At 72.8% G+C, this 26,228-nt stretch carries 19 protein-coding genes; 15 read left to right on the forward strand and 4 right to left on the reverse strand.

Annotated elements, in window-relative coordinates; all coding sequences use genetic code 11:
- Positions 1-257 precede the first annotated feature (257 nt).
- The 3 genes from ABZ497_RS23365 to ABZ497_RS23375 form a co-directional block, all read right to left on the reverse strand.
- Positions 258-1,799, reverse strand: a complete 1,542-nt coding sequence (locus ABZ497_RS23365) for a glycosyl hydrolase family 18 protein (RefSeq protein WP_359808008.1) — start codon at positions 1,797-1,799, stop codon at positions 258-260.
- A gap of 165 nt (positions 1,800-1,964) precedes the next feature.
- Positions 1,965-3,107: a UDP-N-acetylglucosamine 2-epimerase (non-hydrolyzing) gene (wecB, locus tag ABZ497_RS23370; protein ID WP_359808010.1), complete on the reverse strand. Its 1,143-nt coding sequence runs from the start codon at positions 3,105-3,107 to the stop codon at positions 1,965-1,967.
- Between the two features lie 106 nt (positions 3,108-3,213).
- Positions 3,214-4,647 carry a glycosyltransferase family 2 protein gene (locus ABZ497_RS23375; RefSeq protein WP_352289173.1) on the reverse strand — a complete coding sequence of 478 codons (1,434 nt, stop codon included), beginning with the start codon at positions 4,645-4,647 and terminating at the stop codon, positions 3,214-3,216.
- A 174-nt stretch (positions 4,648-4,821) separates the two neighbouring features.
- Here ABZ497_RS23375 and ABZ497_RS23380 point away from each other — a divergent pair, with 174 nt between their 5' ends.
- From ABZ497_RS23380 to rodA, 8 genes are all read left to right on the forward strand, one after another.
- Positions 4,822-6,213: a folylpolyglutamate synthase/dihydrofolate synthase family protein gene (locus ABZ497_RS23380; protein ID WP_359808012.1), complete on the forward strand. Its 1,392-nt coding sequence runs from the start codon at positions 4,822-4,824 to the stop codon at positions 6,211-6,213.
- A 2-nt stretch (positions 6,214-6,215) separates the two neighbouring features.
- Positions 6,216-6,560, forward strand: a complete 345-nt coding sequence (locus ABZ497_RS23385) for a DUF4233 domain-containing protein (RefSeq protein WP_329487632.1) — start codon at positions 6,216-6,218, stop codon at positions 6,558-6,560.
- 109 nt (positions 6,561-6,669) lie between these two features.
- Positions 6,670-7,083, forward strand: coding sequence for a nucleoside-diphosphate kinase (gene ndk / locus ABZ497_RS23390; protein WP_329487631.1), 414 nt, complete (start codon positions 6,670-6,672; stop codon positions 7,081-7,083).
- Positions 7,084-7,392: 309 nt separating this feature from the next.
- The gene (locus tag ABZ497_RS23395) at positions 7,393-8,418 is read left to right on the forward strand and encodes a rod shape-determining protein (protein ID WP_305067939.1); all 1,026 of its coding nucleotides are present in this window, start codon (positions 7,393-7,395) and stop codon (positions 8,416-8,418) included.
- Positions 8,419-8,511: 93 nt separating this feature from the next.
- Complete coding sequence (mreC, locus tag ABZ497_RS23400) at positions 8,512-9,465, forward strand: rod shape-determining protein MreC (protein WP_359808014.1); 954 nt, start codon at positions 8,512-8,514, stop codon at positions 9,463-9,465.
- A gap of 3 nt (positions 9,466-9,468) precedes the next feature.
- Positions 9,469-10,110: a rod shape-determining protein MreD gene (gene mreD / locus ABZ497_RS23405; RefSeq protein ID WP_329487629.1), complete on the forward strand. Its 642-nt coding sequence runs from the start codon at positions 9,469-9,471 to the stop codon at positions 10,108-10,110.
- 53 nt (positions 10,111-10,163) lie between these two features.
- On the forward strand, positions 10,164-12,425 hold the full coding sequence (gene mrdA / locus ABZ497_RS23410; RefSeq protein WP_329487628.1) for a penicillin-binding protein 2: 2,262 nt from the start codon (positions 10,164-10,166) through the stop codon (positions 12,423-12,425).
- The gene (rodA, locus tag ABZ497_RS23415) at positions 12,422-13,621 is read left to right on the forward strand and encodes a rod shape-determining protein RodA (RefSeq protein WP_352289164.1); all 1,200 of its coding nucleotides are present in this window, start codon (positions 12,422-12,424) and stop codon (positions 13,619-13,621) included. The genes mrdA and rodA overlap by 4 nt, the downstream gene beginning before the upstream one ends.
- 76 nt (positions 13,622-13,697) lie before the next feature.
- On the opposite strand, the gene ABZ497_RS23420 is transcribed toward rodA, so the two are convergent.
- Positions 13,698-15,002: a M14 family zinc carboxypeptidase gene (locus ABZ497_RS23420; protein WP_329487626.1), complete on the reverse strand. Its 1,305-nt coding sequence runs from the start codon at positions 15,000-15,002 to the stop codon at positions 13,698-13,700.
- Positions 15,003-15,278: 276 nt separating this feature from the next.
- Here ABZ497_RS23420 and ABZ497_RS23425 point away from each other — a divergent pair, with 276 nt between their 5' ends.
- From ABZ497_RS23425 to proB, 7 genes are all read left to right on the forward strand, one after another.
- Positions 15,279-17,204, forward strand: coding sequence for a TIGR03960 family B12-binding radical SAM protein (locus tag ABZ497_RS23425; protein WP_359808015.1), 1,926 nt, complete (start codon positions 15,279-15,281; stop codon positions 17,202-17,204).
- A gap of 222 nt (positions 17,205-17,426) precedes the next feature.
- Positions 17,427-18,227: a TIGR03936 family radical SAM-associated protein gene (locus ABZ497_RS23430; protein WP_359808016.1), complete on the forward strand. Its 801-nt coding sequence runs from the start codon at positions 17,427-17,429 to the stop codon at positions 18,225-18,227.
- 396 nt (positions 18,228-18,623) lie between these two features.
- Entirely contained in the window at positions 18,624-22,301 is a 3,678-nt protein-coding gene (locus ABZ497_RS23435) for an Rne/Rng family ribonuclease (RefSeq protein ID WP_359808018.1), read from the forward strand.
- 223 nt (positions 22,302-22,524) lie between these two features.
- Positions 22,525-22,842 carry a 50S ribosomal protein L21 gene (gene rplU, locus ABZ497_RS23440; protein ID WP_030397424.1) on the forward strand — a complete coding sequence of 106 codons (318 nt, stop codon included), beginning with the start codon at positions 22,525-22,527 and terminating at the stop codon, positions 22,840-22,842.
- 12 nt (positions 22,843-22,854) lie between these two features.
- The gene (gene rpmA / locus ABZ497_RS23445; protein WP_329487622.1) at positions 22,855-23,112 is read left to right on the forward strand and encodes a 50S ribosomal protein L27; all 258 of its coding nucleotides are present in this window, start codon (positions 22,855-22,857) and stop codon (positions 23,110-23,112) included.
- A 99-nt stretch (positions 23,113-23,211) separates the two neighbouring features.
- Complete coding sequence (gene obgE / locus ABZ497_RS23450; RefSeq protein WP_359808020.1) at positions 23,212-24,690, forward strand: GTPase ObgE; 1,479 nt, start codon at positions 23,212-23,214, stop codon at positions 24,688-24,690.
- A gap of 333 nt (positions 24,691-25,023) precedes the next feature.
- Positions 25,024-26,160 carry a glutamate 5-kinase gene (gene proB, locus ABZ497_RS23455; protein WP_329487620.1) on the forward strand — a complete coding sequence of 379 codons (1,137 nt, stop codon included), beginning with the start codon at positions 25,024-25,026 and terminating at the stop codon, positions 26,158-26,160.
- The last annotated feature ends 68 nt before the right edge of the window (positions 26,161-26,228 follow it).

Consider the following 26,228-nt stretch of genomic DNA (forward strand, 5'->3'; position numbering starts at 1 on the left):
GCACATCCGCGCGGGCGTAAAGGCATTCGTAGAACTCGACCCGAAAGCGGGACAGGACGCCCAATGCATCACCAGCGGGCACATCGGCAGGCAGACTCATACACAGCGGCCGTTCTCTTGTGCTTCGTGACTCAACACCTCGAAGCGTGGAGAACGGCCGCCTCTGCTGTCCCGGGAAGAACCGCAGATCAGCAGGTCGAGTGACGTGCGTGGATAAACGCCAAGCTGAGACCCGGCCCGGGCCCACGGGGCCGCGCCTACGGCATCGCGTGCAGGTGCGAGCCGACGGTGCCGGCGATGCCGCCGCCGGCCTTGGCGTCCCAGTTGGTCGACCAGGTCATCGCCCCGCCGATGCCGGGCCACTTGGAGTCGGGCTTGAAGCTCCCGCAGTTGGTGCCGGCGGCCAGGCAGTCCAGGGCGTTGTTCACCACGGACGGGCTGACGTACCCGCCGCCCGCCGCGCTGGTGGAGGCGGGCACCCCGAGCCCGACCTGGTCGGGCCGCAGTCCGCCCTTGAGCTGGATGCAGGCGAGCGCGGTCAGGAAGTTGACGCTGCCCTGCGAGTACACCTGCCCGTCGCAGCCGAGCATCGCGCCGGAGTTGTAGTACTGCATGTTGACGATGGTGAGGATGTCCTTCACGTTCAGCGCCAGCTTGAAGTACTCCATCCCGGTCGACTGCATGTCGATGGTCTGCGGCGCCATGGTGAGGACGAACCCGCTGCCCGCCTTCGCCGCCAGCGCGTGCAGGGCCTGGCCCATGTAGGTGGCGCTGACGCCGTTCTCCAGGTCGATGTCGATCCCGTCGAAGCCGTAGCTCTGCATCAGGGCCCAGGCGGTGTTGGCGAAGGTGGTGGCCGAGGCGGAGCTGTTCACCGAGACGGTGCCGTTCTGGCCGCCGATCGAGAGCACCACCTTCTTGCCGGCCGCCTTCTTGGCCGCGATGTCGGCCTTGAACTGCGCGTCGGTGTAGCCGCCGAGCTTGGCCGACAGGGCCGGGTCCAGGGTGAAGCTCAGGCCCCCGGGTGTGCCGGTGGCGTCCGCGAAGGAGACCGCGATGATGTCGTACGCGGCCGGGACGTCGCTGATCCGCTGCACCGTGGCGGTGTTGTCGAAGTTCTGCCAGTAGCCGGTGAGCAGGTGCTTGGGCAGCCCCGGCCGGGTCGGCGTGACGGTCGGCGTGACCGTCGGCGTCCCGGTGGGCGTCGGGGTCGTGGTCGTGGTCGGCGTCGCGGTGGGGGTCGCGGTCCCGGTCGGGGTGGGCTTCGGGTCGCCCGGCCCGATCAGCGAGACGTCGTCGGCCAGGTAGGAGGGCTGGCCGTACCAGCCGTGCAGGTAGACCGTGACGCTGGTGGTGGCGGCCCCGGTGGTGAAGGTGGTGGAGAGCTTGGACCAGCCCGCCGAGTTGGTCCAGGTGCCGGGGTCCGTGCCGCCGGTGCCGCGGGCGCCGAGGTAGACGTAGGAGCCCTGCACCCAGGCGCTCAGGGCGTACGTGGACGAGGGCTTCACGGTGACGGTCTGGGTGCACTCGCCGGTGTCGCCCGAGCCCGGGGTGGCGCGCAGCGCGTACGAGCCGGAGTGGACGGTGGCGGTGTCCGCGGCGGCGCCGGACGGACAGGTCCAGTGGCCGAGGTGGTCGGCGGCCTCGAAGCCGCCGTTGTCGATCACGTCGACGTCGGCGGTCGCCGCGCCGGAGGCGCTGGTGGCGACGACCAGGCCGCTCAGGCCCAGGGCGATCGCCGAGGCGCCGGCGAGCAGGGTGTGGACGACGCGGGCGCGCCGGTGTCGGGCAGGTGGCATGACTCCATCTCCTGTGGGGGGAGACCGTCGGCTCACGTGGGGGAGAGCCGTCCGGCTGTCGCTGGTGCGGGAGCTACCGACATCTCAAGTCCCTGTCGGGGGAGGAGACTTGCCCTCACAAGGTGGAGTAGACCAATCCGGCTGTCAAGAGTGCCTGTCCGGGCGTCAGGCGGCGGCGGGCTCCGACCGCGCGGCGAGCCCTGCCGTGAGCCGGGCGATCCGGGCGGAGGCCAGGCCGTCGCCGTACGGGCTCGGGGTGGCCGCCAGCCGGGCGAGCCGCTCGGGGGTGTCGGCCAGCCAGGTCCGGGCCAGCCCGCCGAGCTCCTCGCCGGGGGCGACCAGGGCGGCGAACCCCGCGTCGACGGCCTCCGGGCGTTCGGTGGAGCGGCGCACCACCAGCAGCGGGCGGCCGAGTACGGTGCACTCCTCCTGGACCCCGCCGGAGTCGGAGACCAGCAGTGCCGCGTGCCGGGCCAGGCCCAGGAACTCCGCGTACCCGACCGGCGCGGTCACGGCGATCCGCTCCAGCAGGCCGTCCAGCGCGAACCGCTCGACGGCGGCCGCGGTCCGCGGGTGCATCGGGAACAGGACGGGGGTGCCGGCCCGGGCGATCCGGTCCAGTTCGGCGAGGACGGCGCCCAGGGCCTCGGCGCTGTCGGTGTTCTCCGGCCGGTGCACGGTGGCCAGGACGTAGCCGTCCGGCTCCAGCCCGTGCGCGGCCAGCAGCGCGGCCCGGGCGGCCCGGTCGGGCAGCCGGCGGTGGACCACCTCGACGACGGTGTTGCCGGTGACGGTGATCCGTTCCTCGTCCAGCGACTCGGCGCGCAGGTTGGCCGCGTTCTCCGCGGTGGCGGCGCAGAGCAGGTCGGAGACGTGGTCGACCATCACCCGGTTGTGCTCCTCGGGCATCGCCCGGTCGAAGCTGCGCAGCCCGGCCTCGACGTGCACCAGCGGGATCTCCCGGGCGTTGGCGGCCAGCGCGCCGGCCAGGGTGGCGTTGGTGTCGCCCTGGACGACGACGGCGGCGGGCCGGTCCTCGGCGAAGGCGGCGTCCAGCTGGCCGAGCGACTGGGCGATCTGGCCGGCACGCGGGCGGCCGCCGACCCCGGTCAGCAGCTCCGGCCGGGGCAGGTCGAGGTCGCGCAGGAAGCGGCCGGACAGCGCCTCGTCCCAGTGCTGGCCGGTGTGCACCAGCCGGGTCGCGGCGCCGAGCTCGTGGATCAGCGGGGCGAGCTTGACCAGCTCGGGGCGGGTGCCGAGGACGACGGCGACACTGGCGGGCGGCAGCGGGGGAAGGCACGGGGACACGGTGGAACTCCGGACGGGTCTGGGCGGGACGGCGGGATCGCCTGCGGGCATCGAGGGTGTCGAGGACGCCGAGGCGCAAGCGGGTGGAGGGCGGAGCCGGCGCGGCTCAGGTTTCGAGGGCGGTGGGGGCGCCCACCGCGACCTTCTCGGCGTTGCGCCTGGTCTTGGCCCAGCCGTTGCGGCCGAGCAGCAGGCGGACGGCGGCCCGGGTGGCGACCAGGAACAGGTGGTAGGCGTAGAGCCAGACCAGGACGCCCCAGAGCAGGCCGGTGAGCCGGCTCCGGTCGGGGTGCACGCGCCGGCGGTAGGCGAAGCCCCAGAGCACCATCGGCAGCGTCGCGATCACGAAGGCGGCGGCCATCAGCGGCCCGAACCGGGCCTGGAAGTCGACGGTGTCCTCGGGGAACAGCGCCAGTCCGGCGGCCGTGATCCCGAGCGACAGCGGGGTGAGCACCACCAGCAGCACGCAGACCACCGGCTGCAGGAAGGTGTACAGCACCTCGGCCTTGCCGGCCCAGCGGTAGTGCGGCGAGCGCAGCACCCGCCCGGTGTAGCGCAGGCACTGCATGTTGCCCTGGGCCCACCGGGTGCGCTGGGTGAGGAAGCGGCGGAGCGAGACCAGCCCCTCCTGGGACACCCGGGCCTCCGTCACGTGTGTCAACCGCCACCCGGCCAGCCGCAGTTCGAGACCGGACTCGTAGTCCTCCAGGAGGGCCCGCTCCGGCCAGGGGCGGCCCTCGCGGCCTTCGTCGGCGGTGAGCGAGTCCAGCGCGGTGAGCCGGACGAACTGGCCGTTTCCGCCGAGACCGACGCTGCCGGTGCGCCGGCGCAGCAGCTGCATGCCGGCGTTGTTGGCCTGGAACTCGACGTCCTGCATCCGGACCAGCGCGCGGGCCAGCGCGTTGGCGGTCCGGCCGCGGCCGGGCAGCGGCCGTTCGTCGTCCGCGTTGCGCATCCGGACGCCGATCTGCACGGCGCCGGTGTCGGGGCGGGCCAGCGCGTGGTCGGAGCAGACCAGGCCCAGGGTGCCCGGCTCCAGCTCGCCGTCGGCGTCGACGACGCCGATGATCACCCGGGCGCGGTCGGCGTCCTCGGGCAGCCAGGCGTCGACGCTCCGGTAGGCGGCGTTGAGCGCGGCGCCCTTGCCGATCCGCGCGTGCGGACGGCGGCGCTGGACGAGGTGGATCCGGTCGTCCCGCTCCGCGGCGGCCAGGACCAGCTCTCGGGTGCGGTCCTCGCTGTCGTCGTCGATCACCCACAGGTGCGCCTCGGGGGCGGCGGCGCGCAGCCCGGCGAGGGTCTGGGTGACGACGGCCTCCTCGTCCCGGCAGGGGATCAGCAGGTGCCACTGGAAGGCGGCCGGATCGCCCGGCTCGGCGGGCCGGTCGTGCCGGAAGGCGTGCCGGGAGCCGGCCCAGTAGAGGAGGAAGCGGCCGAACACCAGGACCATGTAGGCGAGGAGCACCAGCGACAGCAGCTCGGCGAGCTGGACGACACCGCTCCGATGGACCAGGAACGACTCGCGCAGGGCGTCGGGCATGGGACTGTCCTCCTGGTGATCAAAGGTGATGCGTCTCCCTGGGGTGCGAATCGATGCTTCATTGCCGTCTGAACTCGCTGAATCAATAGTAAATCGGGTGAATCGGAAAGTCAGGGCAAAGTGGTGGTTCTCACCCCGTCGGGAGCGCGCGACGCCGCTCCGTAGACTGTGCTCGTGAGCGACAAGGCCGACCCGAACCCGTACACCCTCCGCCCCGCCGACGACGGCTCCGGCGACGCCCTGCGCGACGTCGAGGTGGAACTCTCCAAGCGCTGGCCTGAGAACAAGCTGGAGCCCTCGCTCGACCGGATCGAGGCGCTGATGGACATCCTGGGCCAGCCCCAGCGGTCCTTCCCCTCGATCCACATCACCGGCACCAACGGCAAGACCTCCACCGCGCGGATGGTCGAGCAGCTGCTCAACACCTTCGAGCTGCGCACCGGCCGCTACACCAGCCCGCACGTGGAGTCCGTCACCGAGCGGATCAGCCTGGACGGCGCCCCGATCACCCCCGAGCGGTTCGTCGAGGTCTACCGGGACATCGAGCCCTACGTCCGGATGGTCGACGAGCGCGAGCCGGTCGCGATGTCCTTCTTCGAGGTGCTGACCGGCATGGCCTACGCGGCCTTCGCCGACGCCCCGGTGGACGTCGGCGTGATCGAGGTCGGCATGGGCGGCTCCTGGGACGCCACCAACGTGATCGACGCCGCCGTCGCGGTGATCGCCCCGATCTCGCTGGACCACACCGACAAGCTGGGCGAGACCACCGGCGAGATCGCGGTCGAGAAGTCCGGGATCATCAAGCCGGGCTCCATCGCGGTCGTCGCCCAGCAGCAGCTGGACGCCGCCCAGAACATCCTGCGGCGCGCCGTCGAGGTGGACGCGACGGTGGCCCGCGAGGGCATGGAGTTCGGGGTGATCCGCCGTGAGGTCGCCATCGGGGGCCAGCTGGTGACGCTGCGCGGGCTCGGCGGCGAGGAGTACACGGACGTCTTCCTCCCGCTGCACGGCGCCCACCAGGCGCAGAACGCGGCGCTCGCGCTCGCGGCGGTCGAGGCCTTCTTCGGTGTCGGCGGCGCGCGCGGCGGGCAGCTGGACGCGGACAAGGTGCGGCAGGCGTTCTCCGGCGTCGCCTCGCCGGGCCGCCTGGAGGTCGTCCGCCGCAGCCCGACCATCGTCCTGGACGCCGCGCACAACCCGGACGGCGCGCACGCCACGGTGGCCGCGATCGGCGAGTCCTTCGGCTTCACCCGGCTCGTCGGCGTGATCGGCACCAGCGGCGACAAGGACGTGGCCGGCCTGCTGGAGGCCTTCGAGCCGATCCTGGCCGAGGTCGTCATCACCCAGAACTCCACCCACCGCGCGATGGACGCGGACGCGCTGGCCGCGCTCGCCGTCGAGGTCTTCGGCGAGGACCGCGTCCAGGTCGAGCCCCGGCTCGACGATGCCATCGCCGCCGCCGTCACCCTCGCCGAGGAGGACGGGGACCTCGGCGGCGCCGGGGTACTGGTCACCGGTTCGGTCATCACGGTGGGCGAGGCCCGCCTGCTGCTCGGGAGGAAGTGACGATGAGGACGCTCTGTTCCTCGACGCTGATCGGCGAGGCGCTGCTGGCGCTCTTCGCCGGGCTGGTGGCCATGCAGCTGTCCGACGTGCCGACCGCCACCGTCTGGACCGTGACGGGCATCGCGATGGCGCTGTGCGTGCTGCTCTGCGGCATGATCACCCGCCCCGGCGCGGTCGCGATCGGCTGGGTGCTCCAGCTCGGCCTGATCGCCAGCGGCTTCATCCTGCCGACCATGTTCGGCCTGGGCGTGGTCTTCGCCGGACTCTGGTGGTGCTCGGTGCACTACGGCCGGAAGATCGACGAGTTCAAGGCCGCCCGCGCGGCCGGCGCGGTCCCGGCGGCATAGGGCCCGGGCTCGCCCAAGGCCCGCTGCTCACGCAAGGTAACCTCTGCGGTAGTCGCACTCCGCACCGCGAACCGGGTGCGCGCCGAACCGAATTCCCAGGAGACGCACCGTGTCCCAGCGCACTCTCGTCCTGCTCAAGCCCGACGCCGTCAAGCGCGGCCTGGCCGGCGAGATCATCAGCCGCATCGAGCGCAAGGCCGGCTGGCGGCTCGCCGCCGTCGAGCTGCGGACCTTCGACCGGGCGACGCTGGAGCAGCACTACGCGGAGCACGTCGGCCGCCCGTTCTACGAGCCGCTGCTGGAGTTCATGACCTCCGGTCCGTCGATCGCGCTGATCGTCGAGGGCGAGGAGGTCGTCCCCGGCATCCGGATGCTGGCCGGTGCGACCAACCCGCTGGAGGCCGGTGCCGGCACCATCCGCGGCGACTACGCGACGATCACCCGGGAGAACCTGATCCACGCCTCCGACTCCACGGAGTCCGCCGAGCGCGAGATCAAGATCTTCTTCCCGACGCACGCCTGAGAACCACCCAGGACCTTCGGGTGCCCCGGTCGGGACCATTGGCCCGGCCGGGGCATTCTTATCGTGAAATAGGGAACTGGGGACGCCGACACGGCGTCCCAATGCTCGGAGAAGCGATCACGCTCCGGACAATGGACGGTATGCCCCACGTCGACGTCCGTACTGGCGGGCGTGACTACGATGGACGCGACTCATGGGCCCGGTACGGCTGGTCAGCTCGTCTTCGCCCAAGCCGTGGGCGTGCTCCCTCGTCCACCCCCCGCAATGACTCCGAGCCCGGGAAGGCACCTACACCCCATGGCAACCAACCTGTCGTTCATCGGCCGCGATCTGGCGATCGACCTCGGAACCGCCAACACGCTGGTGTACGTCAGGGGCAAGGGGATCGTGCTCAACGAGCCGTCCGTGGTCGCGGTCAACACCAACACCGGCGGCATCCTGGCGGTCGGCGCCGAGGCCAAGAAGATGATCGGCCGCACGCCCGGCAACATCGTCGCCATCCGCCCGCTCAAGGACGGCGTGATCGCCGACTTCGAGATCACCGAGCGGATGCTCCGCTACTTCATCCTCAAGATCCACCGCCGCCGCTACCTGGCCCGCCCCCGCGTCGTGGTCTGCGTTCCCTCGGGCATCACCGGGGTCGAGCGCCGCGCCGTGATCGAGGCCTCCTCGCAGGCCGGCGCGCGCCAGGTGCACATCATCGAGGAGCCGATGGCGGCCGCGATCGGCGCCGGCCTGCCGGTCCACGAGGCCACCGGCAACATGGTGGTCGACATCGGCGGCGGCACCACCGAGGTGGCCGTGATCTCGCTCGGCGGCATCGTCACCGCGCAGTCGATCCGGGTGGCCGGCGACGAGCTGGACAACGCGATCGTCCAGCACATCAAGAAGGAGTACTCGCTCCTCCTGGGCGAGCGCAGCGCCGAGCAGATCAAGATGAGCATCGGCTCCGCCTTCGCGCTGGAGGGCGAGAAGGACGAGCACGCCGAGATCCGCGGCCGCGACCTGGTCAGCGGCCTGCCCAAGACCGTCGTCATCTCGGCGGCCGAGGTCCGCGAGGCCATCGACGAGCCGGTCAACTCGATCATCGACGCGGTCAAGACCACCCTCGACCAGTGCCCGCCCGAGCTCGCCGGCGACGTCATGGACCGCGGCATCGTGCTCACCGGCGGCGGCGCCCTGCTGCGCGGCCTGGACGAGCGGCTGCGCCGCGAGACCGGCATGCCGATCCACATCGCCGAGAACCCGCTGGACTCCGTGGCGCTCGGCTCCGGCAAGTGCGTCGAGGAGTTCGAGGCCCTCCAGCAGGTACTCGACGCCCAGCCGCGCCGTTAGCAGAGACGTCAGACCTTGTAGTCAACTGAACGGCCCCCGCCCGGGCCCACAGCCCGGGTGGGCGGCCAGGTACGAAGGGGCAGTACCAGCACCGTGAGGGACACACGAGAGAGCCGGCTGCTGCTCATCCTGCTGGTGGCCGTCGCCTTCGCGCTGATCACCGTGGACATCAAGGGCGGCGAGAGTTCGCCGCTCGGCGGCGCCCGGCGCGCCGCCGCAGGCGTCCTCGGCCCGGTCGAGCGCGGCGCCGCCACGGTGGTCGACCCGGTGGCCGACACCGTCCGCGCCTTCCGCGACGCCACCGGCCACAGCGGCCGCACCGACCAGCTGGCCCGCGAGAACACCGAGCTGCGCCAGAAGCTGGCCTCCTCCGACATGGCCGGCGGACGCACCAAGCAACTCGACGACCTGCTGCGCACCGCCGGCTCCGGCGGGTACACCGTCAAGGCCGCCCAGGTGATCGCGATCGGGCCGGCGCAGGGCTTCTCCTGGACCATCACCATCGACGCCGGCGGTGACGACGGCCTCACCCGGGACATGACGGTGATCAACGGCCAGGGCCTGGTCGGCCGGATCACCACCGTCGCCCCGACCACCTCCACCGTCCTGCTCGCCTCCGACCCGGGCTTCAGCGCCGGGGCCCGGCTGGAGGGCACCGGGGAGATCGGCTTCGCCTCCGGCGGCGGCACCAGCGCGATGAAGGTCTCCCTGCTGAACGGCAAGGCCCAGGTGAAGGAGGGCGACCGGCTGGTCACCTTCGGCTCGCAGAGCGGCCGCCCGTTCGTGCCCGGAGTCCCGGTCGGCAAGGTGGTCCAGGTCGAGGCGACCCCGGGCCAGCTGACCAAGACGATCCTGGTCGAGCCCTTCGTCCAGTTCACCCGGCTCGACCTGGTCGGCGTGGTGGTCGTGCCGCCGCGCACCGACCCGCGCGACGCCGTCCTGCCGCCGGCCCCGGCCGCCCAGGGCCAGGCGGCGGCACCGGCCCCGGCCGCGCCCGCCGTCCCGGCCGCCGCCGCCCCGCCCGCCAAGACCACTGGGGGGAACTGAACCATGCGCCTCGCCCGCGTCCCCGTCACCGCCGTCCTCGTCCTGCTCGGCCTGATCCTTCAGGTCAGCGTCTTCGGCAGGCTCCAACTCCCGGGCGCCACACCGGACATACTGCTCCTCGTGGTGGTCGGCCTGGCGATGGTCTACGGGCCGACCGGCGGTTGCCTGGTGGGCTTCGCCGCCGGCCTGCTGGCCGACCTCGCGCCGCCGTCCGACCACGCGATCGGCCGCTACGCGCTGGTGCTCTGCCTGATGGGCTACGCCGCCGGACTGCTGCGCCCCGACCACGGTCGGCAGCGCTCGGTCTCCAGCGCGCTGCTGGTGGTGGCCGCCGCGGCGGTCGCCTCCACCCTGCTGTACGCGATGGTCGGCGCCCTGGTCGGCGACACCGCCGCCCGCCACGTCGGCCTCGGCAGCCTGGTGCTCACCGCCCTGCTGTACGACCTGCTGCTGGCGCCGTTCGTCGTCCCGGCGGTGATGCTGATCGGCCGCCGCTTCGGGCGCGACCCGGTGGCCGCCGCGGCCGGTGACGACGAGGGCGGCCCCGGGCTGGGCACGCTCGCCCGCTACCGGACGACCCGTGAGACCTCGTCCGGGCCGGGCTACAAGAAGCGGCGCTCGCTCGGCTTCGCCAAGCGGCCGTAGCCCCCGCCCCCGCCCATGAACCCCGGAACCCCGCACTCTGGAGCGCACGAGACGTGAGCAACATCCCCGAGACCGGCCGTACCCGGCGGGTGACGATCCGTCTGGTGGTACTGCAGATCCTGGTGCTGTCGCTGCTCGCCACCCTCGGTGGCCGGCTCTGGTACCTGCAGATCCGCAACGCCAGCGTCTACACCGCCAAGGCGACCGGCAACCACATCCGCGAGGTCGTCGAACCCGCCGTGCGCGGCGAGATCCTCGACGCCTCGGGCCGCATCCTGGCCGGCAACGAGACCCGGCTGGTGGTCTCGGTCAGCCGCACCTCGCTGCTCCAGCAGAAGGACGGCGGCAAGGCGGTGCTGGGCCGGCTCGCCGAGGTGCTCGGCATGCCGGCCAAGGACGTCCAGGAGAAGGTCCGGCTCTGCGACGCCAAGACGCCGCAGCCGTGCTGGAACGGCTCGCCGTACCAGCCGATCCCGGTCACCAAGGAGGCGACCACCCAGCAGGCGCTGCAGATGATGGAGCGCCGCGAGGACTTCCCCGGGGTGACCGCGCAGCCCACCGCCGTGCGCCACTACACCGGCGTCGAGGGCGCCAACATGGCCCAGGTGCTCGGCTACCTCTCGCCGGTGACGGACGAGGAGGTCAGCAAGACCGCCGACAAGACCGGCCTGGACCGCTACCTGCCGGCCGACCAGATCGGCCGCGCCGGCCTGGAGTCGGTGTACGACCGCGACCTGCGCGGGACGGCCGGGATCACCAAGCTGGAGGTGGACAACCTCGGCCGGGTGATCGGCAACGCCGGCATCGTCGAGCCGCAGACCGGCAACAACCTGGTGACCAGCATCGACGCCCGGGTGCAGAAGGTCGTCGAGGACAACCTGGCGCAGGCGATGAACGACGCCAGGAAGACCTTCGACAAGGTGACCAACCGCAACTACGAGGCCGACTCCGGCGCCGCGGTCGTCATGGACGTGCACACCGGGCGGATCGTGGCGATGGCCAGCGCGCCGACGTACGACCCCAACCTCTGGCAGGGCGGTATCTCCGGCAAGGACTACCAGGCACTGACCAGCAAGGACTCCAACTTCCCGCTGCTGAACCGGGCCATACAGGGTCAGTCCGCGCCCGGCTCGACCTTCAAGGTCATCTCCACCACCGCCGCCGTGCAGGCCGGCTACTCGCTGGACGGGACGTACCCGTGCCCGAAGAGCATGACCATCGGCGGCCGTGAGTTCAAGAACTTCGAGAGCGAGAGCTTCGGCTCGATCACGCTGGAGAAGGCGCTCGAAGTCTCCTGCGACACCGTCTTCTACGGGCTGGCCTACGACCAGTGGATGAAGGACGGCGGCATCAAGCCGAAGAAGGAGACCGCCGACTGGTTCTTCAAGACCGCCCACCAGTTCGGCCTCGGCGCCAAGACCGGCATCGACCTGCCCAGCGAGGTCACCGGCCGGGTGCCGGACCGGCAGTGGAAGCAGTCCTTCTACGACAACAACAAGGACGCCTGGTGCCGGCAGGCGGAGAAGGGTGGCAACACCTTCTCCGACCAGATCGCCCGGGAGAACTGCGTCGACGGCTACCAGATGCGCGCCGGGGACTCGGTCAACTTCGCGATCGGCCAGGGCGACACCCTCGTCACCCCGATCCAGATGGCCCGGATCTACTCGGCGCTCGCCAACGGCGGCACCTTCTACCGGCCGACCGTCGCCAAGGCGGTGATAAGCCCGGGCGGGGAGCTCGTCCGCGAGATCGCCCCGCACGAGGACGCCAAGTTCCCCGGCGACCAGAAGCTGCTGAGCTACATCGACCAGGCCACCGCGGGCGTCGTCACCAGCGGTACCGCCGCCTGGAAGTTCACCGGCGCCGGCTGGCCGCAGGGCAAGATCGAGCTGCACGCCAAGACCGGCACCGCCGAGGTCGAGGGCAAGCAGACCACCTCGTGGCTGACCACCTACAGCGGCGACTACGCGGTCGTGATGACGATAAGCCAGGGCGGCACCGGCTCCGGCGGCTCCGGCGACGCGATCCGACGGATCTACCAGTCGCTCTACGGCGTCGACGACAAGGGCAACATCGACAACGGCAAGGCACTGCTGCCCAAGCCGCAGGCCGAGCTGCCGAAGTTCAACGCGGACGGCACCGCCATCATCAAGCCGGCCGGCTTCACCGCCGCCGCTGGGGACCCGGGCGTGACCGGCGGCTCGCCGCGGGTCTTCCTGGACCCGGCACCGCCGGCCGGCCCGCCGATCGCGCTCGCCGCGGTGGACGCCGCCGCCGTCGAGCCCAACCGGAGCACCGGAAGGAGCCGGACATGACCTCCTACGGCTCGTACCGCCAGCTGCGGCTCGCCCCGCAGCGCAGCGGGGTCTCGAAGGCCCTCGCCAAGGACTCCCCGCTCTGGCGGATCGACTGGATACTGCTGCTGGCCGCGATGGTGCTGTCGCTGGGCAGCTCGCTGCTGGTCTGGTCCGCCACCCGGGGGCGGGACTCGCTCACCCACGGCGATCCGCAGTACTTCCTGTTCCGGCACCTCACCAACGTGGTGATCGGACTGGTGCTGTGCGCGGTGGTGATAGGGATAGGGAGCCGGCGGTTCCGCACGGTGGTGCCGTTCCTGTACGTCGCGGTGATCCTGCTGCTGGTGGCCACGCTGAGCCCGCTCGGCTCGACCATCAACGGCCAGCACTCCTGGATCCAGCTCGGCGGCGGCTTCTCCGTCCAGCCGGCCGAGTTCGCCAAGCTGGCGATCGTGCTGGCGATGGCCGTGGTGCTGTCCGACCAGGTGGACGCGGGGGAGCGGGAGTTCCCCTCGCACCGGGCGGTCTTCCGCGGACTGGTCTGGGCCACCGTGCCGATGGCGATCGTGATGCTGATGCCGGACGCCGGGTCGGTGATGGTCATGGCCGTCATCGTGCTGGGCATCCTGCTCGCCTCCGGCGCGGCCAACCGCTGGGTGTTCGGGCTGATCCTGGCCGGCGTCGGCGGCTGCGTGGCGATCTGGAAGCTCGGGGTGCTGAGCAAGTACCAGATCGACCGCTTCGCGGCCTTCGCCAACCCGGCGCTGGACCCGTCCGGAGTGGGCTACAACACCGCCCAGGCCCGGATCGCGATCGGCTCGGGCGGGCTCACCGGCAAGGGCCTGTTCCACGGGACGCAGACCACCGGGCAGTTCGTGCCGGAGCAGCAGACCGACTTCGTCTTCACGGTGGCCGGCGAGGAGCTGGGCTTCCTCGGGGCGATGGCCATCATCGTGCTGCTCGGCGTGGTGCTCTGGCGGGCCTGCCGGATCGCCCGGCACGCCACCGACCTGTACGGCACCATCGTGGCCGCCGGGGTGGTCGCCTGGTTCGCCTTCCAGGGCTTCGAGAACATAGGGATGTGCCTGGGCATCATGCCGGTGGCCGGCATCCCGCTGCCGTTCGTCTCCTACGGAGGGTCGTCGATGTTCTCGACCTGGGTGGCGATCGGACTGCTGCAGGCGGTGCAGAGCCAGCGGCCGATAGCGGCCTGAGCGAACGGACGCACCGGCGGGGCCGGTCCGGGGTCACCCCCCGGACCGGCCCCGCCGCCGTGCGGGCGGCCCGCCGCTACCGGCTCCGGCCGCGCAGGCAGGCGGCCGCGGCGAGCACCGCGCGGGTCTGGTGGGCGGTCTGGACCTCCACCGGCACCCAGCGGGCGCCGAAGCGGTGGCGCAACTGGTCCAGGCTCTCGGTGACGATCCCCAGCGCACGCTCGCGGGCGGCGTCCACGGCCGGACCCCCGGTGTCCGCCAGCAGGCGCAGCAGCACCGAGGCCACCCGCAGCGGGATCCGCGCGGCGGCGAGCCCGGCGGTGGTCACCCGGGAGACGGTGAGCGGCTGGGCGCACCACTGCTCCAGCCACTCGTCGGCGACCGGCGAGCAGACCGCCAGCGTGAACTCCACGGCGCGCACCATCGGGCCGTAGGCCCGGCGGGCGTGCGGCGGGACGTGCACGAGCAGGCCGGACAGCTCCTCGGCGCGGTCCCGCAGCACCCGGGCGGCGGTCCCGACCGCCTGCCGGACGGCCGGGTGCCGGCGGCCGTCCCCCACCGCGTCGACGGCCCACATCGGCACCTCCAGGACGGCCGTCACCCCGCCGTGGCGGCCGGCGTACGACCAGGTGGACAGCTCGGGCTCGTCCGGGAGCGCCCGGGACAGGCCGGAGCCGCCGGGCGCGGGCATCAGGTACGTCCCGGGGGCGGGGCTGGCCCAGCCGACCGCGTCGTACGAGTCGACGTCCAGCGGGACGGCGCCGCGCGCCGCCGAGCGGCCGAAGCGCTCGGACAGGCCCGGGACGGGCCCGGTGAGCTGCACGAAGGCGCCGCCGAAGTCCACGCCGTGCAGGGAGCACTGCAGGAACGGCCGCAGCTCGTCGATCAGACCGGTCAGCGCCAGGCTCTCCGGCATCGGCGCGCGGTCGGCGCCAGCGGGCGGCAGCAGCTCGGGCTGCTCCTCGAAGGAGGGCCGGAAGAAGTGCTCGTAGTGGCGGCGCATAGTGAGCGGGCCGTCCAGCCAGCCGGCGTTGAACGCGGCGCCGTCCGGGTCCAGGCAGGGCAGGATGTGCCAGGAGACGCCCGGCCGGGGCGGGTGGTCCAGCAGCCGCTCGGCCAGCCGCAGGGCGCTGCTGACGCCGACCGGCTCGTTGGGGTGCGGGCCGCCGACCACCAGGACGGCGTCCGGGCCCGCGTCCACGGAGAGCAGCAGCAGCGGGTGCCCGGCCCGGGAGCGGCCCACCTCCCGCAGCCGGCAGCGGCCCGGATGGCGGCGGGCGAGCCGGCGGGCCGCCGCCTCGGCGCGGGCCACCGTGAGGTAGCGGTCCGCCTGCTCGGGCGCGGGGTGGCACTGGGGCACCCGCCGGCCGGTGTCGGTCATGTCAGGAGGCCGGTGTCGGTGCCGTCGTGCATGGTCAACTTCCTTGTCCCGATGGCGTGCAGGGCCTCCCGGCGGAGCCCTGCCAGTACCGCATGGGCCGTCCGGGGCTGTCAACAGCCGATTCGACCCCCGCTCGGGGGCCGGCCCAGGCCCGCGGCCGGCCGGAGCGTCCCGGGATTCGGCTACCCTTGAGGGTCACCCCTCCCAGCCGTCGCGCACCACCCCACCGGGTCCGATGCCAGCGACACCATTCAACGTCGTAAGGGTTCCTAGTACATGACTGTCGAATCGGTCTTCCCACGCCTGGAGGCCCTCCTCCCGCACGTCCAGAAGCCGATCCAGTACGTCGGCGGCGAGCTCAACTCGACCGTCAAGGACTGGGACGCCTGCGACGTCCGCTGGGCGCTGATGTACCCCGACGCCTACGAGGTCGGCCTGCCCAACCAGGGCGTCATGATCCTCTACGAGGTGCTCAACGAGCGCGAGGGCGTGCTCGCCGAGCGCACCTACAGCGTCTGGCCGGACCTCGAAGCGCTCATGCGCGAGCACGACGTCCCGCAGTTCACCGTGGACGCGCACCGGCCGGTCAAGGCCTTCGACGTGTTCGGGCTCTCGTTCTCCACCGAGCTCGGCTACACCAACATGCTGACCGCGCTCGACCTGGCCGGCATCCCGCTGGAGGCCCGCGACCGGACGGTGGACGACCCGATCGTGCTGGCCGGCGGCCACGCCGCGTTCAACCCCGAGCCGATCGCCGACTTCATCGACTGCGCGGTGGTGGGCGACGGCGAGCAGGCCGTCCTGGACATCACCGAGCTGGTCCGCGGCTGGAAGGCCGAGGGCCGCCCGGGCGGGCGCGACGAGCTGCTGCTGCGCCTGGCGCGCACCGGCGGCGTGTACGTCCCCCGGTTCTACGACGTGGAGTACCTGGCCGACGGCCGGATCGCCCGAGTGGTGCCGAACGCGCCGGGCGTGCCGTGGCGGGTCTCCAAGCACACCGTGATGGACCTCGACGAGTGGCCCTACCCCAAGCAGCCGCTCGTCCCGCTCGCCGAGACCGTGCACGAGCGGATGTCCGTCGAGATCTTCCGCGGCTGCACCCGCGGCTGCCGCTTCTGCCAGGCCGGCATGATCACGCGCCCCGTGCGGGAGCGAAGCATCACCGGCATCGGCGAGATGGTGGAGCGCGGGCTGAAGGCCACCGGGTTCGAGGAGGTCGGCCTGCTGTCGCTGTCCAGCGCCGACCACACCGAGATCGGTGACATCGCCAAGGGCCTGGCCGACCGCTACACCGAGGACAAGATCGGTCTGTCGCTGCCGTCCACCCGGGTCGACGCCTTCAACATCGACCTCGCCAACGAGCTCAGCCGCAACGGCCGCCGCTCGGGCCTCACCTTCGCCCCCGAGGGCGGCAGTGAGCGCATGCGCAAGGTGATCAACAAGATGGTGTCGGAGGAGGACCTCATCCGCACCGTCTCCACCGCGTACGGCAACGGCTGGCGCCAGGTGAAGCTGTACTTCATGTGCGGCCTGCCCACCGAGACCGACGAGGACGTCCTCCAGATCGGTGAGATGGCGAAGAACGTCATCCAGAAGGGGCGCGAGGTCACCGGCCAGAACGACATCCGCTGCACCGTCTCGATCGGCGGATTCGTGCCCAAGCCGCACACCCCGTTCCAGTGGGCCCCGCAGCTGTCCGCCGAGGACACCGACGCCCGGCTGGCCAAGCTGCGCGACTCGATCCGCGGCGACCGCAAGTACGGCAAGAACATCGGCTACCGCTACCACGACGGCAAGCCCGGCATCGTCGAGGGCCTGCTCTCCCGGGGTGACCGCCGGATCGGCGCCGTCATCCGGGCGGTCTACGAGGACGGCGGCCGTTTCGACGGCTGGCGCGAGCACTTCTCCTACGACCGCTGGATGGCCTCGGCCGCGAAGGGCCTGGCCGGCACCGGCGTCGACGTCGACTGGTACACCACCCGCGAGCGCACCTACGAGGAGGTGCTGCCCTGGGACCACCTGGACAGCGGCCTCGACAAGGACTGGCTCTGGGAGGACTGGCAGGACGCCCTCGAAGAGGTCGAGGTCGACGACTGCCGCTGGACCCCGTGCTTCGACTGCGGTGTCTGTCCTCAGATGGACACGGCCATCCAGATCGGCCCGACGGGCAAGAAGCTCCTGCCGCTGACGGTCGTCAAGTAGGGCGGCGCACGCCATCGCGGGACCCCGGCCGGGCGCTCCGGCCGGGGTTTCGCGCATCCGGGCTGACCAGGGGCGGAGCGAAGGTGGCGCGCGGGCGCGTACCCTTTGGGTGACAGAGTCCGGAGAGTGGCGCGATCGTGTCACGCCGGACGGGGACATCTGACTAAGGACTGAGCGACTCTGGCACGCCGTACGCCCGACGGTCCGCCGCCCGCGCCGACGGTGCAGCGGATCCGTCTCCGCTACACCAAGCGCGGCCGGCTCCGCTTCACCAGCCACCGCGACTTCCAGCGCGCCTTCGAGCGCGCCCTGCGCCGGTCGGCCGTGCCGATGGCCTACTCGGCCGGCTTCACGCCGCACCCGAAGGTGTCCTACGCCAACGCGGCCCCCACCGGGGTGGCCAGCGAGGCGGAGTACCTGGAGATCGGCCTGGCGGCCCACCGCGACCCCGAGGAGCTGCGCGCGCAGCTGGACGAGTCGCTGCCGAAGGGCCTCGACATCATCGACGCGGTCGAAGTCCGGACGCCGAACTTCGTCGAGCGTCTGGAAGCCTCCGAATGGCAGGTCCGGCTGGACGGTGTCACCGGGCCGGAGGCGTCCCGCGCGGCCGCCGCCTTCCTCGCCGAGGAGCGGGTCGAGGTCGAACGCCGCACCAAGAACGGCGTGCGCGTCTTCGACGCGCGCGGCGCGGTCGCGGCGCTGGAAATCCTCTCGCCGCAGGTCGACGACGGTGCGGACACGGAGGGCGAAGGGGCCCGCGATGTTCGGACCGGCCGTGCCTGTGCGATACTGCGCCTGGTAGTACGACACGCCACACCAGCCGTACGACCCGACGACGTATTGTCCGGTCTCCGTGCGACGGCTGACCTGGCGCCGCCGGTCCCCGCAGAGGTGACCAGGCTGGCGCAGGGGCCGCTCGACGAGGAGACCGGCACGGTGACCGACCCGCTGGCGCTCGACCGCGCCGCGGCTCCGGTCGGCCCTGTGGCCGCCGACGAGCCGCGCGCAACCGCGTCCGCCTAGCGGGCGGAGGCCTGGTCCAGTGCCTCACTGGACCCGTTGGTCCTCCAGGCCCCCGCGGCTCCCCAGGGGAGCGAGCGTCGTCGAAGCACAGGCCGGCCTCTTGCGGCCCGCCGACCCGGATGGTCGGTGGGCCCGAGGTCCCCGTCCGGGAGCCACCCGGGGTTGGGGAACGGCGCAGCTTGGGAAAACCTCAGAAGACTGGGCAGACCAGAAGACTTTCGACACCCCGCCGCGTGCGGGGCGCCGAGCGAGACTACGAGCCCCTGTGCGGCCTCGCGTCCGCACGGCGGCACCAGGAAAGGGTCCGGCCCGAGCATCCTCGTGATGCCGGCCGGCCACCGGTGCCCTGCCGTGCCCGGATACGGAGCCCGGGGGCCTGACGGGAGATCCACCCGCATGCTCGATAACACCGATCCGCAGCAGAACGCGGCGACGGAAGCGAACGAGAACACCGCCGCCACCGGCGACGGCACGACCGGCGCACCGCCGCGCCGCCGCCGCCGTGCGGTGTCCCGCCCCGCGGGCACCCCGCAGGGCGCGGCCGCCGACGGCGCCGAGACGGTCATCGCGACCGAGGCGCCCGCCGCCGAGGCCCCCGCCGTGGAGGCGCCGGCCGTGGAGGCGCCGGCCGCCGAGAAGCCGGTCCGGGCCCGCCGGACCCGCAAGCGGGCCGAGGCGCCCGCCGGGGCGCCGGAGGCCACCCCGATCGTCGTCACGCCGGCCGAGGCCGAGGCGCCCGCCGCCGAGGCCCCCGCCGCGAAGGCGCCGGCCGCCGAGCCGGCCGCCGAGCCCGTGGCCGAGAAGCCCGCCAGGGCCCGCCGGACCCGCAAGCGGGCCGAGGCGCCGGTGAGCGCGCCCGCCGCGGCCGACGCACCCGTCGAGACCCCGGTCGAGGCCGCACCCGCCGAGGCGCCCGCCGCCGAGGCCGCGCCGGTCGAGGAGGCCCCCGCGGCCCCCGCCCGCCGCCCCCGTCGCCGCCGCGTGGCCGAGGCCGCGCCGGCCGTCGAGGAGGCCCCGGTCGAGGAGCCCGCCGCGGAGGAGGAGCCCGCCGAGGAGGCCGAGGCCGTCGCGCCCGCCGCCGAGCCGGAGCCCGCCCCGGCCCCCGCGCCGGTCGCCGAGGCCGAGCCGACCCACCGGGTGCGCCGCCGTGCGGTCCGCCCGTCCACCGCGATCTTCCAGGCCCCCGTCTTCCAGGAGCCGGCCCCCTACACCGCGCCGTCGGCCCCGGCCGCCGCCGCCCCCGCCGCGGCCGCCCCGGCCGAGACCCCGGCTCCGGCCGAGGCCCCCGCCGTGAAGAGCACGGAGGAGGACGAGTACGAGTACAGCGGCGTCGGCCGCCGTCGCCGTACCCGCACCCAGGTGCGGGTGCAGACCCCGAACCGCCGCAGGTCGGCCGCCGCCGCCGCTCCGGTGGCGCCCGCCGCCCCCGTGGTCGAGGCCCCGGTCGCGCCGCCCGCCCCGGTCGCGGCCCCGGCCGCCGTCGAGGCGCCCGCCGCCGGTCCCGAGGCCGAGGACGAGTGGGAGGACGGTCGTCCGTCCCGCCGTCGCCGCCGGGGCGGTCGCCGCCGCCGTCGTGGCGAGGCCGAGGACTTCGAGGCCGAGACGGCCGAGACCGAGCAGCCCGTCCAGGAGCCGGCCGCCGAGGCCGAGGCCGAGGACGAGGACGGCGAGGACGACGACGACCTGTCGGTCGGCCTGGCCTCGTCCCGTCGTCGCCGTCGTCGCCGCCGTCGCAGTGGCGAGGCCGGTGCCGGCGAGGCGGCCGAGACCACCGAGGACGGCGTCCGCACGGTGGTGAAGGTGCGCGAGCCGCGCCGCCGCTCCACCGAGCCGTCGTTCGACCCGGACGAGGTGCAGTCCATCAAGGGCTCCACCCGCCTGGAGGCCAAGAAGCAGCGCCGCCGTGAGGGCCGCGAGCTGGGCCGCCGCCGGGTGCCGATCATCACCGAGGCCGAGTTCCTGGCCCGTCGCGAGTCGGTCGAGCGCGTCATGGTGGTGCGCCAGAACGGCCAGCGCACCCAGATCGGGGTCCTCGAGGACGGCGTGCTGGTCGAGCACTACGTCAACAAGGAGCAGGCCACCTCGTACGTCGGCAACGTCTACCTGGGCAAGGTCCAGAACGTGCTGCCGTCGATGGAGGCCGCCTTCGTCGACATCGGCAAGGGCCGCAACGCGGTGCTGTACGCCGGTGAGGTGAACTTCGGCTCGCTGGGCGGCCACGGTGGCCCGCGCCGGATCGAGTCGGTGCTGAAGTCCGGCCAGTCCGTCCTGGTGCAGGTCTCCAAGGACCCGATCGGCCACAAGGGCGCCCGCCTGACCAGCCAGATCTCGCTGCCCGGCCGCTACCTGGTCTACGTGCCCGAGGGCTCGATGACCGGCATCTCGCGCAAGCTGCCCGAGAACGAGCGGGCCCGTCTGAAGCAGATCCTCAAGAAGATCGTCCCGGACGACGCGGGCGTCATCGTGCGCACCGCCGCCGAGGGCGCCTCCGAGGACGAGCTGACCCGTGACGTCCAGCGCCTCCAGCAGCAGTGGGAGGAGATCCAGAAGAAGGCCGCGACCGGCAACGCCCCCGCGCTGCTCTACGGCGAGCCGGACATGACCGTCCGGGTCGTCCGCGACATCTTCAACGAGGACTTCACCAAGGTCATCGTCTCCGGCACCGAGGCGTGGAACACCATCCACGACTACGTCTCCAACGTGGCCCCCGACCTGGCCGAGCGCCTGCAGCGGTGGACCTCCGAGGTCGACGTGTTCGCGACCTACCGGATCGACGAGCAGCTGATGAAGGCGCTGGACCGCAAGGTCTGGCTGCCCAGCGGCGGTTCGCTGGTGATCGACCGCACCGAGGCGATGGTCGTCATCGACGTCAACACCGGCAAGTTCGTCGGTCAGGGCGGCAACCTCGAAGAGACCGTCACCCGCAACAACATCGAGGCGGCCGAGGAGATCGTGCGCCAGCTGCGGCTGCGCGACCTCGGCGGCATCATCGTGATCGACTTCATCGACATGGTGCTGGAGTCCAACCGGGACCTGGTGCTGCGCCGTCTGCTGGAGTGCCTGGGCCGGGACCGGACCAAGCACCAGGTGGCCGAGGTCACCTCGCTGGGCCTGGTCCAGATGACCCGCAAGCGGGTCGGCCAGGGCCTGCTGGAGTCCTTCTCCGAGCCGTGCGTCCACTGCAACGGGCGCGGCGTGATCGTCCACATGGAGCAGCCGAGCAGCCACGTCCACACCGGTGGCGGCCACGCCGTCGCGGCGGGCGAGCCGGCCCCGGGTGGCGGCAAGCGCCGGCGCCGGGGCAAGGGCGGCGGCGCCCAGGACGAGGCGCAGACCGTGATCGAGGCCGACATCGAGGCTCCGGAGCACGAGGAGGTCGAGGGGCAGCTCGCGATCGACGTGCCGGTGGCCGAGGTCGAGGTCGAGGCCGTCGTCGAGCCGGTCGCCCAGCCGGTGACCGAGCCGGTGAGCGAGCCGGTGGTCGTCGAGGAGACGGCCCAGCCGAGTCTGGTCGAGATCCCCGCCGCCACGGCGGCGCCGGCCGGCCGCACCCGCCGCCGGGCGGTGCGCAAGGCGACGGCTCCGGCCGGGGCGCCCGCCGAGGCCGAGATCGTGGTGCTGCAGGCCCGTGCCGACGCGGCGCTGCAGGCGGCCTTCGCGGCCGTCGAGACGCCCGCCGAGGCCCCGGCCGAGCCGGTGGCGGAGGCCGTCGAGGCACCCGTCGAGGCGCCGGCCGCGGCCGAGCCGGTCGCGACGGAGCCCGAGGCCGTCGAGGCACCCGTCGAGGCGCCGGCCGCGGCCGAGCCGGTCGCGACGGAGCCCGAGGCGGCCGCGGAGACCGGTACGCCGGAGCCCGCCGCCGAGGCCGCCCCGGCCGAGGAGCCCGCCGAGGAGGCGCCGGCCCCGAAGAAGCGGGCCGCCCGCAAGACCACCGCGAAGAAGACGGCCGCCAAGAAGACCACCACCACGGCGGCCGCCGCGAAGAAGACCACCGCCCGCAAGACCGCCACCAAGCGGACGAGCGCGGCGGCCAAGAAGGCCGCGGCCGCCGAGGGTGATTCGGCAGCCGAGTAGTGCGTCGGTCCGGGGCGGGCTCGCGCCCGCCCCGGACCGGGACGGCCCGGTTTGCCCCCGAGGGGGCCGGTCCGTATTCTTGACCCTCGGCGTGTCTACGCCGTCGCTCCCGAACACATCACCTTCCGGGCCCCTCGTCAGAGGAGTCGGGGAGAGGCCCCTGTGTCCGTACCCAGGTGGCTGGCATCTGGAGCTCCGACCGAGTTAGGAAAGTGGGTACCGCATGTACGCGATCGTTCGCGCAGGCGGCCGCCAGCACAAGGTCGCCGTCGGCGACGTGCTGGAGATCGACCGTATCGAGGCCAAGCCGGGTGACTCGGTGGAGCTCTCCACCATCCTGGTCGTCGATGGTGAAGCTGTCACCTCCGACCCGTGGGTGCTGGCCGGCGTGAAGGCTCACGCCGAGGTGGTCGACCAGACCAAGGGCGACAAGATCGTCATCCTGCGCTACAAGAACAAGACCGGTTACCGTCGCCGCCAGGGTCACCGCCAGCAGCACACTGCTGTGCGGATCACGAGCATCGACTCCGTCAGCAAGTAAGGGGATAGCGAGATGGCACACAAGAAGGGCGCAAGCTCTACCCGGAACGGCCGTGACTCGAACGCCCAGCGCCTCGGCGTGAAGCGCTTCGGCGGCCAGGTCGTCTCCGCCGGCGAGATCATCGTCCGCCAGCGTGGCACCCACTTCCACCCGGGCGCCAACGTCGGCCGTGGTGGCGACGACACCCTGTTCGCGCTGTCCGCCGGTGCGGTGCAGTTCGGCACCCGTCGCGGCCGCAAGGTCGTCAACATCGTGGCCGTCGAGGCCTGAGTCCGACAAGACTCACAATGAAGGGTGGGCCGGAATGATCCGGTCCACCCTTCATGCTTGAGAAGCAGGCAACACTTTCTTCGCACTGGAGGCACAACCATGACCACCTTCGTGGACCGCGTCGAGCTGTACGTCGCCGCGGGTAACGGGGGCCACGGCTGCGCCTCCGTTCACCGGGAGAAGTTCAAGCCGCTGGGAGGCCCCGACGGCGGCAACGGCGGTCAGGGCGGCAGCGTCATCCTCACCGTGGACGCGCAGATCACCACCCTGCTGGAGTACCACCACTCGCCCAAGCGCAAGGCGACCAACGGCAAGCCCGGCGCGGGCGGCAACCGGACCGGCGCCGAGGGCCACGACCTCGTCCTGCCGGTGCCGGACGGCACCGTCGTGATGGACCGGCAGGGCAACGTCCTCGCCGACCTGGTCGGCCACGGCACCAGCTTCGTCGTCGCCGCCGGCGGCCGGGGCGGCCTGGGCAACGCGGCGCTGGCCTCGTCCCGCCGCAAGGCGCCCGGCTTCGCGCTGCTCGGCGAGCCGGGTGAGGCCCGTGACATCGTCATGGAGCTCAAGTCCGTCGCCGACGTGGCCCTGGTGGGCTACCCGAGCGCCGGCAAGTCCTCGCTGATCTCGGTGATCTCCGCCGCCAAGCCGAAGATCGCGGACTACCCGTTCACCACCCTGGTCCCCAACCTCGGTGTGGTGACCGCCGGCGACTTCGTCTACACCGTCGCCGACGTCCCCGGCCTGATCCCGGGCGCCAGCCAGGGCCGCGGCCTCGGCCTGGAGTTCCTGCGGCACGTCGAGCGCTGCTCGGCGCTGGTCCACGTGCTCGACTGCGCGACCCTGGAGCCCGGCCGCGACCCGCTGACCGACCTGGAGACCATCGAGGCCGAGCTGGCGCAGTACGGCGGCCTGGAGGACCGGCCGCGACTGGTCGCGCTCAACAAGGTCGACGTCCCGGACGGCCAGGACATCGCCGACCTCACCCGGGCCTCGCTGGAGGAGCGCGGCTACCGCGTGTTCGAGGTGTCCGCCGCCTCCCGCAAGGGCCTGCGCGAGCTGAACTTCGCGATGGCGCAGATCGTCGCCGAGGCCCGCGCCGCCAAGCCGCTGGAGGAGTCCACCCGGATCGTGCTGCGGCCCACCGCCGTGGACGACGCGGGCTTCACCATCACCGAGGAGGACGGCGCCTTCCGCATCCGCGGTGTCAAGCCGGAGCGCTGGGTCCGCCAGACGGACTTCTCCAACGACGAGGCCGTCGGCTACCTCGCCGACCGGCTGGCCCGCCTCGGCGTGGAGGACAAGCTCTGGAAGGTCGGCGCCCACGAGGGCGACACCGTCATCATCGGCGCGGAGGACAACGCGGTCGTCTTCGACTGGGAGCCGACCATGGCCGCCGGCGCCGAGATGCTCGGCCGCCGCGGTGAGGACCACCGCCTGGAGAGCCCGCGTCCGGCGGTCGACCGCCGCCGCGACAAGCTGAAGAACCGCGACGCGGCCGAGTCCGAGTTCCTCGCCTTCGAGGCGCTCTCCAGTGGCCGCCAGGCCGCCGTCGAGGGCGACGACGACGAGGAGTAGGACCGGCCGGTCCGACCCGTGCAGTGCCGCGGCCCCGCCTCCTCCCGGAGGCGGGGCCGCGGTGCGTCGGGGCGTTGATGAACGTCACTTCGCTTGGCGGGAGCCGGACTTGGCGGGACCGCCCCCGGCCCGGGGGCGGGACGGGGCCCGCCGGGCGGGTGCGGTCCGCCCGGCGTCCCGCGACCGGTCCGGGCCGGCCGGTGACCGGGGAGGGGCGCGGTCCAGCCGGTGAAATGCCCTGCGGACGGGCTGCGCCGATCGCGTAGATTGCGGGGGTGACGGCCGGGCCCGGGCCCGCCGTACCCGCACCACACCGGAAGGGCGTACAGCGAGATGAGCGAGGACTCACTGCGGCAGGAGGTCCTGACCGCACGACGGATCGTCGTCAAGGTCGGTTCCTCCTCTCTCACCACGGCGGCCGGCGGCCTGGACGCCGACCGGGTCGACGCCCTGGTGGACGCGCTCGCCAAGGTGCGCAGCGGCCCGGACGCCCCCGAGGTGGTCCTGGTCTCCTCCGGTGCCATCGCGGCCGGCCTGGCCCCGCTGGGCCTGGACCGCCGGCCCAAGGACCTCGCCCGCCAGCAGGCCGCCGCGAGCGTCGGCCAGGGCCTGCTGGTCGCCCGCTACACCGCCTCCTTCGCCCGGTACGGCATCCGGGTCGGCCAGGTGCTGCTGACCGCCGAGGACGCCAGCCGGCGCGCCCACTACCGCAACGCCTACCGGACGCTGGACCAGTTGCTGGCGATGGGCGCGATGCCGATCGTCAACGAGAACGACACCGTCGCCACCGCCGAAATCAAGTTCGGTGACAACGACCGGCTGGCCGCGCTGGTCGCCCACCTGGTCCGGGCCGACCTGCTGGTGCTGCTCTCCGACGTGGACGGGCTCTACGACGGCGACCCGAGCCGCCCCGGCACCAGCCGGATCGCCCAGGTGGCCGGGCCGCACGACCTGGACGGCGTCTCGATCGGCAGTGCGGGCAAGGCCGGGGTCGGTACCGGCGGCATGGTCACCAAGGTGGAGGCGGCCCGGATCGCCACCGGCGCGGGCATCCCCGTGGTGCTCACCGCCGCCAGCCGGGCCGCCGACGCGCTGGCCGGCCGGCCCACCGGCACGCTCTTCCTGCGCACCGGCAGCCGCTCCTCCGACCGGCTGCTCTGGCTGGCGCACGCGAGCAGCCCGCGCGGCGCCCTCCACCTGGACGAGGGGGCCGTCGCGGCGGTCGTCTCGGGGGGTGCCTCGCTGCTGCCCGCCGGGGTCACCAAGGTCGACGGGGAGTTCGCCGCGGGTGATCCGGTGGACCTTCTTGGCGAAAACGGCCACATCGTGGCGCGCGGACTGGTCAACTTTGATGCGAGGGAGCTGCCCCGGCTGCTCGGCCGGTCCACCCGAGACCTGGCCCAGGAGTTCGGTGCCGCGTACGAGCGCGAGGTCGTCCACCGCGACGACCTGGTCGTCCTGCGGGGCTGACCGGTCCGCGGGCGCGGCGGCGGTGCGGGCCTTGCCGCGGGCGAGGGGGCGCAGCCGTACGCGCCGGA

This window comes from Kitasatospora sp. NPDC005751 (genome assembly GCF_040630835.1).
Taxonomy (GTDB): domain Bacteria; phylum Actinomycetota; class Actinomycetes; order Streptomycetales; family Streptomycetaceae; genus Kitasatospora.

What these genes read in the sequence shown, in the direction of transcription:
- ABZ497_RS23365 (WP_359808008.1), bottom strand. Translation starts at nt 1,799, where the DNA reads ATGCCACCTGCCCGACACCGGCGCGCCCGCGTCGTCCACACCCTGCTC.
- ABZ497_RS23375 (WP_352289173.1), bottom strand. Translation starts at nt 4,647, where the DNA reads ATGCCCGACGCCCTGCGCGAGTCGTTCCTGGTCCATCGGAGCGGTGTC.
- ABZ497_RS23385 (WP_329487632.1), top strand. Translation starts at nt 6,216, where the DNA reads ATGAGGACGCTCTGTTCCTCGACGCTGATCGGCGAGGCGCTGCTGGCG.
- mreD (WP_329487629.1), top strand. Translation starts at nt 9,469, where the DNA reads ATGCGCCTCGCCCGCGTCCCCGTCACCGCCGTCCTCGTCCTGCTCGGC.
- rodA (WP_352289164.1), top strand. Translation starts at nt 12,422, where the DNA reads ATGACCTCCTACGGCTCGTACCGCCAGCTGCGGCTCGCCCCGCAGCGC.
- ABZ497_RS23420 (WP_329487626.1), bottom strand. Translation starts at nt 15,002, where the DNA reads ATGACCGACACCGGCCGGCGGGTGCCCCAGTGCCACCCCGCGCCCGAG.
- ABZ497_RS23425 (WP_359808015.1), top strand. Translation starts at nt 15,279, where the DNA reads ATGACTGTCGAATCGGTCTTCCCACGCCTGGAGGCCCTCCTCCCGCAC.
- ABZ497_RS23435 (WP_359808018.1), top strand. Translation starts at nt 18,624, where the DNA reads ATGCTCGATAACACCGATCCGCAGCAGAACGCGGCGACGGAAGCGAAC.
- rplU (WP_030397424.1), top strand. Translation starts at nt 22,525, where the DNA reads ATGTACGCGATCGTTCGCGCAGGCGGCCGCCAGCACAAGGTCGCCGTC.
- rpmA (WP_329487622.1), top strand. Translation starts at nt 22,855, where the DNA reads ATGGCACACAAGAAGGGCGCAAGCTCTACCCGGAACGGCCGTGACTCG.
- obgE (WP_359808020.1), top strand. Translation starts at nt 23,212, where the DNA reads ATGACCACCTTCGTGGACCGCGTCGAGCTGTACGTCGCCGCGGGTAAC.
- proB (WP_329487620.1), top strand. Translation starts at nt 25,024, where the DNA reads ATGAGCGAGGACTCACTGCGGCAGGAGGTCCTGACCGCACGACGGATC.